We start from the raw sequence: 14256 nt of genomic DNA on the forward strand, positions 1-14256 counted from the left end.
TTTGTCATTTGTCATTTGTCATTTGTCATTTGTCATTTGTCATTTGTCATTTGTCATTTGTCATTTGTCATTTGTCATTTGTCATTTGTCATTTGTCATTTGTCATTTGTCATTTGTCATTTGTCATTTGTCATTCGTCATGCGTCATTTGTCATTTGTCATTTGTCATTTGTCATTTGTCATTTGTCATTTGTCATTTGTACAGTCGGGGCGGGTTTAGTTACATCTGGGTGTAACCGAAAAGATAGTAGTGAAACCCGCCCCTACATAATTTGCTCCATCTCCCCCAGCTCCCCCGGCTTCCCCAGCTTCCCCGGCTTCCCCAGCTTCCCCAGTTCCCTCATCCTCCCTGGGTGGCGATAAATTCCCGTAGCCGCAGTAAACTCAAGGTTTGACCCATATTTAACGGCAACATAGACACCCCTTCTAAACGAGACTGTACCCATCCTTCACCCCAACACCATTCGTGATAGCCATCGATTCCCTGGCTCAATAACAGTCGTAACCCGTAAGACTCAGCTACCTCTACCTGATGTTGGATAGCAACCGGACCAATCCAACTGGTAAAGGTGACTCCGGGATGGAGTTGTTCGGGTAATCCAGGGGAAAGGCGTTGAGTCGGTAACCACTGGCGCAGTTTCTCTGAATGGAGCAGACTGTCTCGGATAACAGTATGGGGAGCTTCGAGTTCAATGCGGAGGTGACTTTGTTGAAAGGTTCCCAACATAATCTGTGTCCAAAAACAATAGGTCTGTTGCTCAAGAGTGTAACTCTCGATATCACATTATATTAATCCTTTTAATCCTTGTCGCCAGGGAAGGCACGGCTGTGATCCATCACCGACTATCAACAGTGCGATCGCGCCTTATGCCAACGACCCGACCTAAAATAAAAAGGGAGTATGTTAAGAAGTGTAAAGTGTAAGGTTGATACATGGCTGATCAGTTAATTCGCGCCACAGCAGCAGAAGGGGGTATCCGCGCCGTCGGTGTGATTACCACGCGCCTCACCGAAGAAGCCCGCCAGCGCCATCAGCTCTCGTATGTGGCCACGGCTGCCCTAGGGCGCACGATGTCATCGGGCTTATTGTTGGCGTCTAATATGAAGCGGGAAGGGTCAAGGGTGAATATTCGGGTGAAAGGAAATGGTCCCTTGGGCGGAATTTTGGTTGATGCGGGCTTAGATGGTACGGTTAGAGGATATGTGGATAACCCTGCCATTGAACTACCGCCCAACGAATCTGGCAAACTCGATGTTGGCGGTGCAGTTGGGCGTGACGGTTATCTTTATGTGATCCGGGATGTGGGGTATGGCTATCCCTATTCCAGTACAGTAGAACTGGTGTCGGGAGAAATTGGCGATGACATTGCTCATTACCTGCTCACATCTGAACAAACCCCATCAGCGCTGATTGTGGGTGTATTTGTCGGCGCTGAAGGCGTAACCGCATCGGGAGGGCTATTAATCCAAATCTTACCGAAAGCGGCTAGAGACGAGTCTTTAGTGCAGATTTTGGAATCTCGCATCGCCAAGCTATCCGGATTCACACCTCTGTTGCAGGAAGGTAAAACGTTACCAGCTATCTTTGAACAGATTTTGGGTGATTTGGGCTTGGTAATTCTGCCCGAAATTCAACTGGTGCGTTTTGACTGCGGTTGCTCGTTTGATCGGGTTTTAGGAGCGCTGAAGATGCTAGGTGAAGCCGAACTTCAGGATATGATTGAAAAAGACGAAGGCGCTGAAGCAACTTGCCACTTCTGTGGGGAAGTTTACCAAGCGAGTGGAGATGAACTGGCTCAACTGATTCAGGCTTTAAAAGCTGAGTCCGTTTAATCGAGATTGAGTTAGGGGAATTGGGAATGGGATAAGCTGAGAGTTCATGAACGGGTCCTTACTTCGTGAAGATGCGGATTGGCAGAGATGGCGTTAACGATTAGACACAAGAGCAATCTTGCTCATCTTAACGGCAATTGTACGGACTCTCATTCCCGATTAAATCTCCAGGAGAATATAGCTTTTTGTGTCTAACGAGAGTACGATTGCAACAACTGAGGGTGCTATTAAACCCACAGCATTAGGCTTAGCGAGTGGTGGAGTGAGTTATGACTAGAAATCGAAAAATGCCCGATCATTGGTATGCTACCCGGTCTTCCCAACCCCGTTGGAGCCAGGATTGGCAACACCAGAGGAATGCTGTTGATCCTCTTCGGGTCGGACATTCAACCTCTCATCGTCAAACCACTCCCCAACCAGTGACGACGAAGCCAGCCCCACCCTCTCCTCAACAGCCCCAAGAACCAAGACGACGCTTTACTTTCGGCTGGACATTTTGGGTAACAATGACGATTCTGGTTTCGGGTGGGATAGGATTTTCCTCCGTTGCTCTTTTGCTGAAGCTACCAGCAGTGCCAAATTGTCCCTCAATTTTTTGGCCCACGGCTTCGGCATCGGTACGTATCTATTGTGGCCAGCTTGCGGCAAATAAACGCACCACCAAGGATTTGTTAGAAGCGATCGCACTCATTGATGCTTTACCCAAAGACCACCCCTTGCGCCCAGAAATTAACCGCCATATCGAAGAGTGGTCAGTAGAGATTTTAGCGATTGGCGAAGAAAAGTTTCAAGCCGGTCAGCTAGAGGAAGCGATTGAGATTGCGAACCGGATTCCCAGAGATGTTCCGGCGTTTACGCTAGTCAAAGAACAAATTAAGGAATGGGAAACGCTGTGGGAAAAGGCTTCAGGGATTTATGAACAAGCCGAGGAACACCTGAGACAGTCCAATTGGACATTAGCGTTTCGAGAAGCCGTCAAGCTGACAACGATAGATAATCAATATTGGGCAGCGGTTAAGTACACCCAACTCGTGGATCTGATTCAAATCGGACGAGACGATAGTCAGAAGTTGGATCAAGCCTATCGGCTGAGTAAAAGTGGTCGAGTCGATGATATTTTAAAGGCGATTCAAGCTGCCGAGAAAATCACGCCCAAGAGTTTTGCCTACAAAGAAGCTCAAGATTTAATTGCTGAGAGTGGGAATAAATTACTCAAACTAGCCACAAGTCGCTTAGAACAACGGAACTGGCAAGGGGTGTTAGAGATTGCCAATAAGTTACCCGCTAGCGTGAAATTACCAGACGTTAAGGCAGATTTAATTGACTTAGCCAATGCCATATCCACGGCTGAATCGGGAAGCAGTGGGGATTTGGAAATCGCGATCGCCTCAGTTCAGAAATTGGGTACTGATCGTCCTCTATATGATGAAGGTCAAGAATTAATTGCTCGATGGCAACGGGAACTGGAGGATGTGGCTCGACTGGAACGGGCGCGGACGTTTGCCAGTTCTGGGCTAGTCAACGATTTACAAACCGCGATCGCAGAAGCTCAACTGATTCCCAGCCCTAATCCCCGCTACCAAGAAGCGAGGGCTGAGATTAGCCAATGGACTCGTCAAATCCAAACCCTAGAAGATCAGCCTTATCTCGATCGCGCCACCCAACTTGCCAGCTTTGGCGGAGTCGAATCGTTACAAGAAGCCATCCAAGAAGCCCGTCAGATTGCCCCCAATCGCGCTCTTTACTCAGAAGCACAAAGTAAGATTAAGGACTGGACGCGCACGGTTGAACGCCTAGAAGACCAACCCTATCTTGACCGCGCTACCCAACTGGCTAACTTGGGCAGGGCAGAATCGTTAAAACAAGCCATCCAAGAAGCCCGTCGCATTGCTCCCAATCGCGCTCTTTATCCAGAAGCACAGAGTAAGATCAAAGACTGGACGCGCACGGTTCAACGCCTAGAAGACCAACCCTATCTCGACCAAGCTCGTACCCTCGCCAATTCCGGCAATCTTTCGGCTGCGATCGCGGCGGCTGAACAAATTAAATCGGGACGGGTACTCTATGGGGAAGCACAAAACCTGATTAAGGGCTGGAAGACAGAAGTTTTGGGACAACAGCGCTTGCAACAAGCCTACCAATCTGGCACTCTTGGTACTCCCAACGCCATTGTGGAGGCAATTCGTTTAGCTAGACAAGTTCCTAGTTCTGCCAAGGTTAGAGGCGATGCTGTCTCGGCGGTTAATCGCTGGAGTTATCAACTGTTGGCATTGGCTCAAGATCGAGCGGCTCTTAGCTTAACTCAAGCGATTCAACTGGCGAAAATGATTCCTTCGGGAACCGAAGCCTATAATGCGGCTCAAGCGTCAATTCAAGAATGGCAAAGGATTTTAGAACCGCCTCCTCCCCTTGTCGTGGTTCCTCCGGGTAACGATGCTCAACCTTCACTAGAACCACCCGAACATGAATTGCCTCTGGATAATTAGGGTCTGCTGAATAAGCCTTGTGGTGAGGGGGAGCTGGGGAAGCTGGGGAAGACTTCGGCGTGAGCGCTCAGTCGAACGCTGGGGGAGCTGGGGGAGCAAGGGTACATTTTCCCATAGCTTGGTGATGTCATACTTATGAGGGATGCTACCCCATTTCCTTGCACTTTATCCACTGTCCATACGCCTCAAAGTATTGATGGCTCAGGGTTTCTGGGTTGTGCAGCAAGCCCTAATTAAGCGGTTGAAGATTCTGGGCGCAAGAAAGCATAAAAATTCGTTCAATGGAAATCCTTGATCTAGGGATTCGGGAGCAAGTTGCTAATATTGTTCATAATTTATTAGGAGGCGTATGAAAGACTGGAATGCTTTACAAGGGCGGTATTTAAATGACGAATTACCAACTCGTCTAGGTGGATTAGCGGCTAACTTGGCTCGAATTAAATCTCTGACTAAAAGTGGAGTTAATGGCAATGCTGTGGAATATTTGATTAGAGAAAGCAAGTTCTTTATTGAGTGGACAGCTATGGATGCTGGAATGGATTATGCAGCTGAGTTGGTTGAGTTGCAAGTTCAACTCGCTCGGTGGCAATTCCATTGGTCAAAGATTTGGGCAGATGAGGCAAAACGCATTAATGTTGCTGAACAAGCAAGGGTTTGGACGGAGCGCGTGTTGGAGATGTCAGGACTTTTGTCGGAACCTGTTGCTAGTCCTAATCAAGGTTGAATTGGTTGTGCGATCGCCTTAGACTTGATTGAACAGCGATCGCTAATCGCTCATAATAGATGAAAGTGTAATTAGTTTAAACTTTACTAAGTTGGTGGCGATGATTCCGATTAATAAAGCCAAACAGCAATTGCAAGATTTGATTGATGCCGTGAGTCAATCCCATGAGCCGATTGTTATTACTTCAGGAAGCAGCAATGCGATTTTACTGTCTGAAGCTGATTGGTTGGCGATTCAGGAAACGCTGTATCTACTTTCGATACCGGGAATGCGGGAATCAATTCGTGCTGGTTTGGCGACTCCGATTGAAGAATGCGATCGGGAGTTGGAGTGGTGACTTGGCAACTTGTCTACACAAAACAGGCTCAGAAGGATGCCAAGAAGCTGTCTCAAAGTAACTTACGAGATAAAGCGCAAGCACTACTCGATATCATTGAAATCAATCCATTACTCTCTATATTTTTGGAGAGATAAGCTGTTTACAATCTATATATTACTCTGATCTTGCTCCACTCGCTTGCTTCCCGTCTGGGGTTGAAACCCAAAAAACCAAAAGCTGGTATTCGTCTGGCATAGGATTGGAGCAGAGTTTTAGTCCATTTTAATGGACTTAAGCTATTAGCCCGGAGTTTGAACTCCGGGCGGGTGTTGCGGCTTACTCTTCCTAATTATTTGTCTGTCATATATCCCAATTCCACATCACGGGATTATCGTCCAGGGGATCAGTAACAATACGCCCGATCGCGTCAATTTCTTGCACTTCTTCTGGAGATAATTTAACCTCAGCCGCCTGAGCATTACTAGAGGATTGTCCCTCATGACGCGCCCCCGCGATCGCATGAGTTTGTGGTTGGGCAATTAACCAAGCCAAGGATAATTGAGCCAGACTACAATTATGGCGTTCGGCAATTGGGCGCAGTTTATCTAAAGCTTGCTGCGCTCGTTTATAGTTGTCTCCTTGAAACAGACGATTTTTGGCACGATGATCCCCTTCTCTTAATTGATGCTCGAGTCCAAATTTACCCGTGAGCAATCCTTGGGCAAGGGATGAATATGCCAGGATTGATATAGTATTCTCAATGCAGTAGGGTTGGGCATCCTGCTCGACTTGACGCCAAAACAAGGAGTAGGGGGGCTGTAAGCTGTCAATCTTCCCATACTGCGCTGCTTCTTCTAACTGAGCGTGGGAGAAATTTGATACACCAATTGCTCGAATTTTGCCCTGTTCCTTCAGTTTGTTCAAGGCGCTCATTGTTTCCTCAATCGGCACTACCTCAGTATTAAATGAGCCGGGGTACCAATGAATTTGGTATAAGTCAATATAGTCCGTCTGAAGATTTTTCAGAGAGCGATCGCAGGCTTCGATAACTTTATCGTATTTTAGATTCCCCACCCACACTTTGGAGGCATAAACCACCTGATCTCGCACATCGGATAATGCCTGGGCAACAATCTGCTCCGAATGCCCATTACCATAGATTTCTGCGGTATCCACCGTCGTGATACCCGCGTCAAAAGCGGCTCGGATAGCTTTAATCGTTTCCGCGTCTTCAATCCCCACCCAGTGGGTTTTACCCGCCTGCCAGGTGCCCATTATAATCGGTGTGATTTTGATATCGGAAGTTCCTAAAGGTCGCGTTTCCATAACCAATTCCTGTGATTGTAGACAATTTTAACTCCAATTAGCCAAGGGATTAACCGATAAACTAATCCCATTTAATCTTCTAAGCTTTGGCAGAGTCTTGGCGTCTATCCCAGGTATAGCAACCGCCATGGCTGTTAGGACACATCATTTATGTAGAGACGCGCCATGGCGCGTCTCTACAATGGTGCCGAACGTCCTAATCGATGTGTCTATTGCTATACAATTAGTTGAAACCTCCAGATAGTAGGTTGCTGAAAACCTCTCAGTACAAGGATATGGAAGATCATACCCGTAAAATTGCCTTAGTTACAGGTGCTAATAAAGGCTTAGGTTTTGAAATTAGTAAACAACTCGCCCAAAAAGGCATCCGCGTTATTCTTGGAGCGAGAGATGCCAACAAGGGGCGGGAAGCCTGCGACAAACTTAAGCAAGAAGGATTAGACGTAGATTTCTGTCTTTTGGATATGAACAGTCGTGAAAGTATCCACAATGCCATTAGTTCGCTTAAACAAGAACTTGGCGAACTGCATATCCTCGTCAACAATGCTGGGGTGCAACTCGATAGAACAACGTCTGTATTGGATATAGATTTTGATACGCTCTCGCAAACCCTGCAAACAAATCTTTATGGCGCTTTTCTAATGTGTCAAGCTTGCATTCCCTTGATGAAAGAATCAAATTATGGTCGCATTGTCAATATGTCTAGTACCCTTGGTTCCCTTGCCGACATGAGTAATTACAATTCGCCCTATGATACTATTATCACTCCTACTTATAGGCTTTCTAAAACAGCTCTCAATGCGGTTACAGCTTTGTTTGCCAAGGAGTTGCGAGGAACCAATATTTTAATCAATTCGGCTTGTCCGGGTTGGGTAAAAACGGATATGGGTTCTGAAGCTGCACCGTTAAACATTGAGCAAGGTGCTGATACTCCTGTATGGCTGGCAACTTTACCCAATGATGGACCCACTGGTGGATTTTTTAACCGTCGTCAGCCTATTGCTTGGTAAATAAAGTCGAGTAGAAAAGTAATGCGAATCCAGTGCAACCTTCCTACTTCGCTTCTGCCGTCTGCCTTGTCTCCACCAATATATAAGTATTCAACTGAATATTATATCATCACTTCCCTTCTAAAATTTCTATCAGCCTATCTTCTAAAGCATTCCGAGCCGCCACATCTGAACAATGATCAATGAGAGATTTTGCCGCCGATATCGCGGCTTGAGCTGTGGGGAAATCAAAACCGCCAAAGGGATCAATAATGGTCGGTTCGAGCAACTGTTCTGATTCTAGCCACGTTACTGTCCAACGCCCTGTTTTTCTCTCCCAAATCGGAATAATTAAATATTCATCCCAATGGGTGTGGTAGCGTTCGGCTTGATCAAAGTTTGCCTTATAAGAGTGGCGTTTATAAACGTTATCCACTACTTTTTAATCCTCCCTGATTCTTGATGCTGTCCTAAACCCTGGTTTATAGTCCAGGGCTTTGTCTTGAACGGTAATTTCCCCATAGCTAAGTCAAGAAAATCTCGCCTTTTTGCTTTCGTCGTACTATCAAATATTTGACATGATTAGTCGATTTTAGCTGATTTGGGCGAGGTTTCCCAAGCCTTTATTTGTGAAACTTTGTATAGCTCCCGCTTTTCTCCTCTACCTGCTGTTTTTAGGCTGAAGCGAGATAATTGCCGTCTCGCCTCAAACGTAGAGTCGAACTTCTGATTATATCATGCGGGGACAGTCAAGGGTTGACCATTATCGGCAGGAGTCAACTGCAGCAAGAAGGGAACTGCTTTTTTCTTCCAATCTTGGATGGCTGTATAAGACGCCGCCGCTTCGCCATAGCAAACTTCCAGCATCTCGGTATGGATAATACCGGGACTTAGGGGAATCGCCGCCATTCCTTTAGGTAATTCTTGAGCTAGCGATCGCGTCATGCCTTCAATTGCCCATTTAGAGGTACAGTAGGAGGAAACTTGGGGAGCAGTTGAGCGTCCCCATCCTGAACTCAGATTGACAATAATACCGCTTCCCCGGTCAATCATTGCTGGGATAAAATGGCGAATCACATTGGCGACTCCTTTGATATTGACATCAATCAGATGGGAGAAATCCTGGCTAGGAATCTCCCAAAGAGGTGCCAAATTATTGATAATTGCCGCATTATTAATCAGCAAATCCGGTGGACTGTACTCGTTGAGCAGAAGTTTTGCCCAAGCCGTGACCTGATCTTCATCAGCAACATCGACCACGGTAAAATTATGGGGCGGATCAAAGGCAAGATTTAGATCCTTGATTGCCGCCTCGTTTCGAGCGCAACCCAAAACCGTATGTCCTTGAGCGATAAATCCCTCGGTCATCGCTCGACCTAAACCCCGGCTGACACCTGTAATCACGATTACTTTTGCCATGGTTACTATTTTCCCTTGATACCTTTCCTCTAATAGATTAAGGCGATACGGGAAGACAAACAAACTGTCTGGAGTCTGGAGACGTTCCACCGGAACGTCTCTACTACATAATTCCCTTTAAATTCAACACAAATCCCGGCAACACATCTTCTCCTGACAGAGTAGCCGGAGAGTTGAGAATTTCTACATCCTCTCCTGGACGATAAATCTCAACTCGCTTATTTTTACGGTCAATTAACCATCCCAATTTTGCCCCGTTATCCCTATATTCTCTCATTTTTTCTTGTAGTTCTTTCAGGGAATCGGTTTCCGAACGCAATTCCACGACAAAATCTGGACAAATTGGGGCAAACTTCTTTTGTTGTGTCGGAGTTAACGCTTCCCATCGTTGCCGGCGTATCCAAGAGACATCAGGGGAACGCTCGGCACCATTGGGAAGTTTGAAGCCACTCGATGAATCAAAGGCAATCCCTAAATTATTCTTACGGCTCCAAGCTTGGAGTTGATAGGCGAGTTCAATATTGCGATTTCCCGTTTCACTACCCGTTGGTGACATGATTAGTAATTCCCCTGATGTTGTCCGCTCAAATCGGTAATCTCGGTTTCTCTGACACAGCTCAAAGAACTGATCATCGGTTAAATCGATACTCAATTTTATCCGAGAAGGCAGAGTAATAGTTGCTCTATTCATACAGGTATTACCACAGCATATTTTATCGAATTTTTGAAACCCACCCATGCCGATTTTATTGTGTTTCTCCTAGGAGCGATCGCCAATCTTGGATCGTCTGCTCAGACCAAAGCCAATTCTGACTCAGGGCGTCAGGCTGGAAATTCACAGGGTCATCTTGGAGAACTTTTTTCCGCAGTTTCAACGATTCATTTAAAAGATTGGTGCGCTTTTCGGCTGGCTGTGGTTGAGCAGATTTCCAGAATCCTAAAGCTAATCCCGCATACGCTGTTAACGCTTCTTTCTTCGCCCCATTTCCCGCCACATCTGCATCGATTTGCTCTTGTTCAATTAAGGTGAGAGCATCTAACCAAGCATTGTTAGCTCGCTCGAAATCTCCTTCTGCGTAGTAGGCAAAGCCAAGGGCATTGTGATATTTAGCCAAGTCAGGTTGGGCTTTAACTGCTGTTTCCCAATACCGTCGCACATCGCTGATATTATAGTCTGTATCCCCAGTTTGAAGCGACTGCCAAGCCAGACGCCCTCTCAAGAAACTGATGGTTGGATTATCCAATTGGGAGGGAGAAACAGCCTTTAACGCTGCATCGGCTTGAGACAATGCACCTCTATTGAGTAAAGCTTCAACCGCTTCCGTTCCGGCTTCGATATTTCCCTGACCCAATTGTTCGATCGCTATAGCAGTGACGCGACTGGTTTCGGCTTGCGCTAAGTTGATCTGATCTGAGTCTGAGGGTTGGGGTAGACTCGGCACAGGAGAATCAGGCGATGTAATTAACGTATCAGGTCGCGGCTGACGGTTCCAAACCAAGGCAAAACTTAATAGTGCGATCGCAACAGCACCAACTCCCAATCCAACCCACAATTTAGGCGCAACTAACCAGGAACGCCATCCCTTTTGAGTCGGTTGCGCTGGCGAAGGTTTAGACTTAACCGTATCCTCAGATGACAGCCTTGCTGTTTTTGGCACAGACGTTGGTGCTGGCGCGGCTGAGGAAACCGGGGATTGCTGAGGCGGCGGGTTGGGTACGTCCTGATTCTCTTGTTCAGGCGCTGGTTGTGGGGGATGGTTCGGATCTAGGGGAGGTAATTTCGGTTCATCGAGCTCCGGCTCACTATCCAGTTGTTCGAGTAAATTCTTAATAAAGCTAGACGGATCATCCGCCTCATCTTCTGAGGGAATCTCCTCTGAGGGAGTCTCATCGAGCCAATTTTGCCTCGGTTGATACTCATACTTAGCTAGGGGAGGTTTCTCCTCTAGCAGGAATTCATCCTCATCCTCTAACCTCGTTCTGTTTAACATCGGTGGTGTGAATAGTTCGGCGTCACTTTCATCAGAGACTAATGGCATATCTGGTGGTTCCGATAACTGTAATCGTTCTTCCCGATGGTGATAGTCATCGTCCACGTTGGTGAGGAATCCATCAAATTCGGGATGCAGGTAAAGTACAGGCAGCGCCCAATATAATTGGTTAGAGCCATAGGCAGAAATTAGCCCCTGTCGCGCTCGACTCAGACTCAGATCAATCGGATAGCCTTGATTGAGATTCCGATACAGGAGGCGAGTCAGGGTGAGTGCCACTTCATCGGGAATTCGCTCTGCCATTGCCAAAACCCCAGGAATACCTCGCTTGACCAAGGCTTCGGCTAAATTGCGCTCTTTGCCATTGTCTAAGGGGTCTGAGGTGGCTGTATAGGCGCCACGACAGGAGTTAAATACGGCTAATTGCACGCCGTTATTTGCCAGCAATCCGGCTAAGTCATTACCGTTTAAGGTTTCCGTTAATCCGGTTTTATTACTCACTAAATAAACATCACCGCCAGAATCCCCCAGACTACTGTGACCCGCATAATGGAAGACTTGATATTGACCTTGTTCTAAGGCTTGGGTAAGTTGTTCTCGTCCCGGTTGTTCGAGAATGGTGAGTTGAATCGCCGGGGGTTCTTGGCGAGAACGGTTTTTGAGTTCTTCTTGTAGATGTGCTGCTTCCTGTGCCAGTTCTAAACTCTCTTGGTCACTCGGTCCAGCAATAACCATAAGAATTTTCAGGACAGGATTGGGTTGAGGGGGAACAGAATGAATTGGTCGCATCAACCCGGTGCTGAGTTGATACCGGGAGAAGGCGACATCCGTCCCCGTTGCCAAAGGGCGATCGCCTGCATGGAGAACTTCCCAGGGTAAGCGGGGTAAGCGATTTCCTTTGAGTCCCAGGCGTAGTCGTAATACAGTGCGTTGATTTTGCGCGATCGCTTGTGCCATCATCCAGCTATCACGCAAGCTCCCTTGAAATAAAGCATTATAGAGTTCCTGACCCAGCGCCACCAAGTTTTGGCAGGATTGACGCACTTGCTGATCGGAGTTAGGCAAGAAAAACAACTCATCCATACCGCCAGCCCCCCCTTGTAACAAGCCCAGAAGGGGATCATTCATCAGTTGTCTCGCTTGCGTTAACCACTCATCCATGGGCCAACGCACTTGTTCTTCTGCCAAAGGCACCCCGGGTGCGACTCGTTCAATCCGCACTAGATGCTGGTCGTCCCCCAAAGGGGTCACAGAGATATGGAATTCCTGTGCCACTGCTATTGCCTGGTCAAGTTTGCTGAATGTCAAGGGTTTTTACTGGGTTTACAATATTTATCGCATTCATAGTGTCTTTAGATATAGATTGATTTAATTCTATGAAAGTTTCCTTAGAGAGTTTAGGGACTCAGACGCGAGTTATGTATTCAATCAGACTTTTTGACCTTATGGATGAGGGGCGAGACATTAACCCTTGTTAAGAACGCTGGAATTTTTCGGCAGCGGATGCTATTGAACTCAAATTGAGAAACTGATCCAGGATTGTTCCGGATCAACCCCGCCTATTCCAGAAGAGTGAAATGGTAGATGCACCCTGATTGACGTTCCCTGGCTCACTGATTTGGGCTGGGGATTTTTTTTAGCCCTAGTGGGTAAGCCACATCCAGCATTTTTCCGTTGCTATGTACATCGAGATGAAGGAGTTTTTCCGAATGTCGGGGTGGGTTTCACGATTATCGTTTTTTTTCGCCCCGATTTGACTAAACCTGCCCCTAGAGAAGGTTTCAGTTGTGATTGTACAGACTGGTTCTGTTTGGGTTCAGTTCAATCTCTCTTATCTTAGCAACGGTTGTCCGATAGGGATACATCCGGAAATTCCTCTGGGAAAGGAAGTAGAAGTAGGGTGGGCATTGCCCACCAGCATACCAGTCAGTACCTGTAGAGGAACGGCATTGCTGCAAGCTGTCATGCATTTAAATTGGGTATTAGTAGCGAGCTTTCTGGCTCGCACTACAAGGATTTCTGGAGCATTGCTCTACCGTCTCGAAGCGGGTCAACGGTGAGGTTTCCGTATACCAACGGTGCTGGGCGCACGTCGGTGCTGCCGCGCTACTACGGGATAAGGCTTGGCGCTGGGTGTAGTACATCTAGACTGGGGGAACTTCAGATGAAATCAAAACGATTAACAACCGCAATAAAATTAGTGGAAGCTGTAGCAGCATATCAGGCGTTTGTGCAGCGTTTGAATCCTCAGCATTAACCTTTATGTAGGGGCGGGTTTAGGGATTTAGTTTGAATCGACGCCGATAACTTTTCTACAAAACCCGCCCTTAATCCTTTGCATCTCACTGACGATACAACTGAATCCGACAAACGATAGGATTGAAGATATTAACTTTGAGGGAACAGGTTGTGCGATCGCGATCGATCGCGTCAGCCGATTGGATGGCGGATACGGTAATCCTGACATGAGTATTAATTCGGTCTATACCGACATTGGATGCTAAGCAAGTGTCATCTTTGGGTCTGTGAGTTTGGCGATTGCTATAACTAAAATAGTAGAATGCAATTCACCAACACCCTCAATCAGGATGAAAGACTTTTTTATTAGCTATAACCGCCACGATAAACAATGGGCAGAGTGGATTGCCCAGACGCTGAAAGCAGCGGGGTACACTGTTGTCTATCAAGCAGAAGATTTTCGTGCTGGTGGCAACTTTGTATTAGATATGCAACGGGCGACTGGGACGAAACAGACAATTGCGGTGTTGTCTGAGAATTATCTTACAGCTAAGTATACCCAGCCAGAGTGGGCAGAGGCGTTTGCACGAGATCCGGAGGGGAAAGAAGGAACGCTCATTCCTGTGCGAGTAGAAGAATGTCAACCGCCGGGATTACTTGCGACTATAGTATATGTAGATTTAGTGAACTTGTCTGAGGAGGAAGCAAAGACTAAATTATTAGCAGAGCTTCAGGAATGTGCCAAGCCAGATAAAAAGCCAGCGTTTCCAGGTTCTGTAACGGCTGCTGAAGAACGAGAAATGCCCAATCCCGTTCCGTTTCCTGGTGAACCAATGACACAGCAGAATAACAACTATGGGCGGGATCAGAACATCATCAATCAACCGTCAGGCAGTATTCGGATTGGCGGGTCTTAGTACCGGAACGTTAT

Annotated in this window: 15 protein-coding genes and 1 pseudogene; 10 read left to right on the forward strand and 6 right to left on the reverse strand. The window is 46.9% G+C overall.

The window, feature by feature from the left end:
• Positions 1-57: 57 nt before the first annotated feature.
• The gene (locus tag RIG27_RS15855) at positions 58-363 is read left to right on the forward strand and encodes a hypothetical protein (RefSeq protein ID WP_446346683.1); all 306 of its coding nucleotides are present in this window, start codon (positions 58-60) and stop codon (positions 361-363) included.
• On the opposite strand, the gene RIG27_RS15860 is transcribed toward RIG27_RS15855, so the two are convergent.
• Positions 341-727 carry a hypothetical protein gene (locus RIG27_RS15860; RefSeq protein ID WP_446346685.1) on the reverse strand — a complete coding sequence of 129 codons (387 nt, stop codon included), beginning with the start codon at positions 725-727 and terminating at the stop codon, positions 341-343. The two genes, RIG27_RS15855 and RIG27_RS15860, sit on opposite strands and share 23 nt — an antisense overlap.
• Positions 728-933: 206 nt before the next feature.
• Here RIG27_RS15860 and hslO point away from each other — a divergent pair, with 206 nt between their 5' ends.
• The 5 genes and pseudogenes from hslO to RIG27_RS15885 form a co-directional block, all read left to right on the forward strand.
• Positions 934-1833 carry an Hsp33 family molecular chaperone HslO gene (gene hslO / locus RIG27_RS15865; protein WP_446346686.1) on the forward strand — a complete coding sequence of 300 codons (900 nt, stop codon included), beginning with the start codon at positions 934-936 and terminating at the stop codon, positions 1831-1833.
• 269 nt (positions 1834-2102) lie between these two features.
• On the forward strand, positions 2103-4319 hold the full coding sequence (locus RIG27_RS15870) for a chromosome segregation ATPase (RefSeq protein ID WP_446346688.1): 2217 nt from the start codon (positions 2103-2105) through the stop codon (positions 4317-4319).
• Positions 4320-4668: 349 nt separating this feature from the next.
• On the forward strand, positions 4669-5043 hold the full coding sequence (locus RIG27_RS15875) for a hypothetical protein (protein WP_446346690.1): 375 nt from the start codon (positions 4669-4671) through the stop codon (positions 5041-5043).
• Between the two features lie 100 nt (positions 5044-5143).
• Positions 5144-5380 (forward strand): type II toxin-antitoxin system Phd/YefM family antitoxin, encoded by a 237-nt coding sequence (locus RIG27_RS15880; protein ID WP_446343025.1) that lies wholly within the window; start codon positions 5144-5146, stop codon positions 5378-5380.
• Positions 5377-5490 (forward strand): annotated as a pseudogene (locus RIG27_RS15885) (type II toxin-antitoxin system RelE family toxin); the annotation flags it as partial. The gene RIG27_RS15880 and the pseudogene RIG27_RS15885, both read left to right, overlap by 4 nt.
• 232 nt (positions 5491-5722) lie before the next feature.
• Here the strand turns inward: RIG27_RS15885 and RIG27_RS15890 are convergent.
• On the reverse strand, positions 5723-6688 hold the full coding sequence (locus RIG27_RS15890) for an aldo/keto reductase (protein WP_446346692.1): 966 nt from the start codon (positions 6686-6688) through the stop codon (positions 5723-5725).
• Between the two features lie 275 nt (positions 6689-6963).
• On the opposite strand from RIG27_RS15890, the gene RIG27_RS15895 reads away from it, so the two are divergent.
• The gene (locus RIG27_RS15895) at positions 6964-7698 is read left to right on the forward strand and encodes an SDR family oxidoreductase (protein ID WP_446346694.1); all 735 of its coding nucleotides are present in this window, start codon (positions 6964-6966) and stop codon (positions 7696-7698) included.
• 109 nt (positions 7699-7807) lie between these two features.
• Here RIG27_RS15895 and RIG27_RS15900 read toward each other — a convergent pair whose 3' ends face one another.
• The 4 genes from RIG27_RS15900 to RIG27_RS15915 form a co-directional block, all read right to left on the reverse strand.
• A complete protein-coding gene (locus RIG27_RS15900) occupies positions 7808-8113 on the reverse strand; it encodes a hypothetical protein (protein ID WP_446346696.1) in 306 nt (101 codons plus the stop codon).
• A 299-nt stretch (positions 8114-8412) separates the two neighbouring features.
• Positions 8413-9096 (reverse strand): SDR family oxidoreductase, encoded by a 684-nt coding sequence (locus tag RIG27_RS15905; RefSeq protein ID WP_446346732.1) that lies wholly within the window; start codon positions 9094-9096, stop codon positions 8413-8415.
• A gap of 103 nt (positions 9097-9199) precedes the next feature.
• On the reverse strand, positions 9200-9787 hold the full coding sequence (locus RIG27_RS15910; RefSeq protein ID WP_446346698.1) for a Uma2 family endonuclease: 588 nt from the start codon (positions 9785-9787) through the stop codon (positions 9200-9202).
• 55 nt (positions 9788-9842) lie between these two features.
• Positions 9843-12395 carry a CHAT domain-containing protein gene (locus RIG27_RS15915; protein ID WP_446346700.1) on the reverse strand — a complete coding sequence of 851 codons (2553 nt, stop codon included), beginning with the start codon at positions 12393-12395 and terminating at the stop codon, positions 9843-9845.
• A 479-nt stretch (positions 12396-12874) separates the two neighbouring features.
• Here RIG27_RS15915 and RIG27_RS15920 point away from each other — a divergent pair, with 479 nt between their 5' ends.
• The 3 genes from RIG27_RS15920 to RIG27_RS15930 all read left to right on the forward strand — a co-directional run bounded on the left by RIG27_RS15920 (position 12875) and on the right by RIG27_RS15930 (position 14242).
• A complete protein-coding gene (locus tag RIG27_RS15920) occupies positions 12875-13147 on the forward strand; it encodes a hypothetical protein (protein ID WP_446346701.1) in 273 nt (90 codons plus the stop codon).
• Between the two features lie 318 nt (positions 13148-13465).
• Positions 13466-13591: a hypothetical protein gene (locus RIG27_RS15925; RefSeq protein WP_446346734.1), complete on the forward strand. Its 126-nt coding sequence runs from the start codon at positions 13466-13468 to the stop codon at positions 13589-13591.
• A gap of 84 nt (positions 13592-13675) precedes the next feature.
• Positions 13676-14242 carry a toll/interleukin-1 receptor domain-containing protein gene (locus tag RIG27_RS15930; RefSeq protein WP_446346703.1) on the forward strand — a complete coding sequence of 189 codons (567 nt, stop codon included), beginning with the start codon at positions 13676-13678 and terminating at the stop codon, positions 14240-14242.
• Positions 14243-14256 lie beyond the last annotated feature (14 nt).

The sequence above is a fragment of the Coleofasciculus sp. F4-SAH-05 genome (genome assembly GCF_040222985.1).
GTDB classification, from domain to species: domain Bacteria; phylum Cyanobacteriota; class Cyanobacteriia; order Cyanobacteriales; family Coleofasciculaceae; genus Coleofasciculus; species Coleofasciculus chthonoplastes.

Bases quoted from the DNA above. Each gene is read 5' to 3' on its own strand.
- RIG27_RS15860 (WP_446346685.1), bottom strand. From the start codon at position 727: ATGTTGGGAACCTTTCAACAAAGTCACCTCCGCATTGAACTCGAAGCT.
- hslO (WP_446346686.1), top strand. From the start codon at position 934: ATGGCTGATCAGTTAATTCGCGCCACAGCAGCAGAAGGGGGTATCCGC.
- RIG27_RS15870 (WP_446346688.1), top strand. From the start codon at position 2,103: ATGACTAGAAATCGAAAAATGCCCGATCATTGGTATGCTACCCGGTCT.
- RIG27_RS15875 (WP_446346690.1), top strand. From the start codon at position 4,669: ATGAAAGACTGGAATGCTTTACAAGGGCGGTATTTAAATGACGAATTA.
- RIG27_RS15880 (WP_446343025.1), top strand. From the start codon at position 5,144: ATGATTCCGATTAATAAAGCCAAACAGCAATTGCAAGATTTGATTGAT.
- RIG27_RS15890 (WP_446346692.1), bottom strand. From the start codon at position 6,688: ATGGAAACGCGACCTTTAGGAACTTCCGATATCAAAATCACACCGATT.
- RIG27_RS15895 (WP_446346694.1), top strand. From the start codon at position 6,964: ATGGAAGATCATACCCGTAAAATTGCCTTAGTTACAGGTGCTAATAAA.
- RIG27_RS15905 (WP_446346732.1), bottom strand. From the start codon at position 9,096: ATGGCAAAAGTAATCGTGATTACAGGTGTCAGCCGGGGTTTAGGTCGA.
- RIG27_RS15910 (WP_446346698.1), bottom strand. From the start codon at position 9,787: ATGAATAGAGCAACTATTACTCTGCCTTCTCGGATAAAATTGAGTATC.
- RIG27_RS15930 (WP_446346703.1), top strand. From the start codon at position 13,676: ATGAAAGACTTTTTTATTAGCTATAACCGCCACGATAAACAATGGGCA.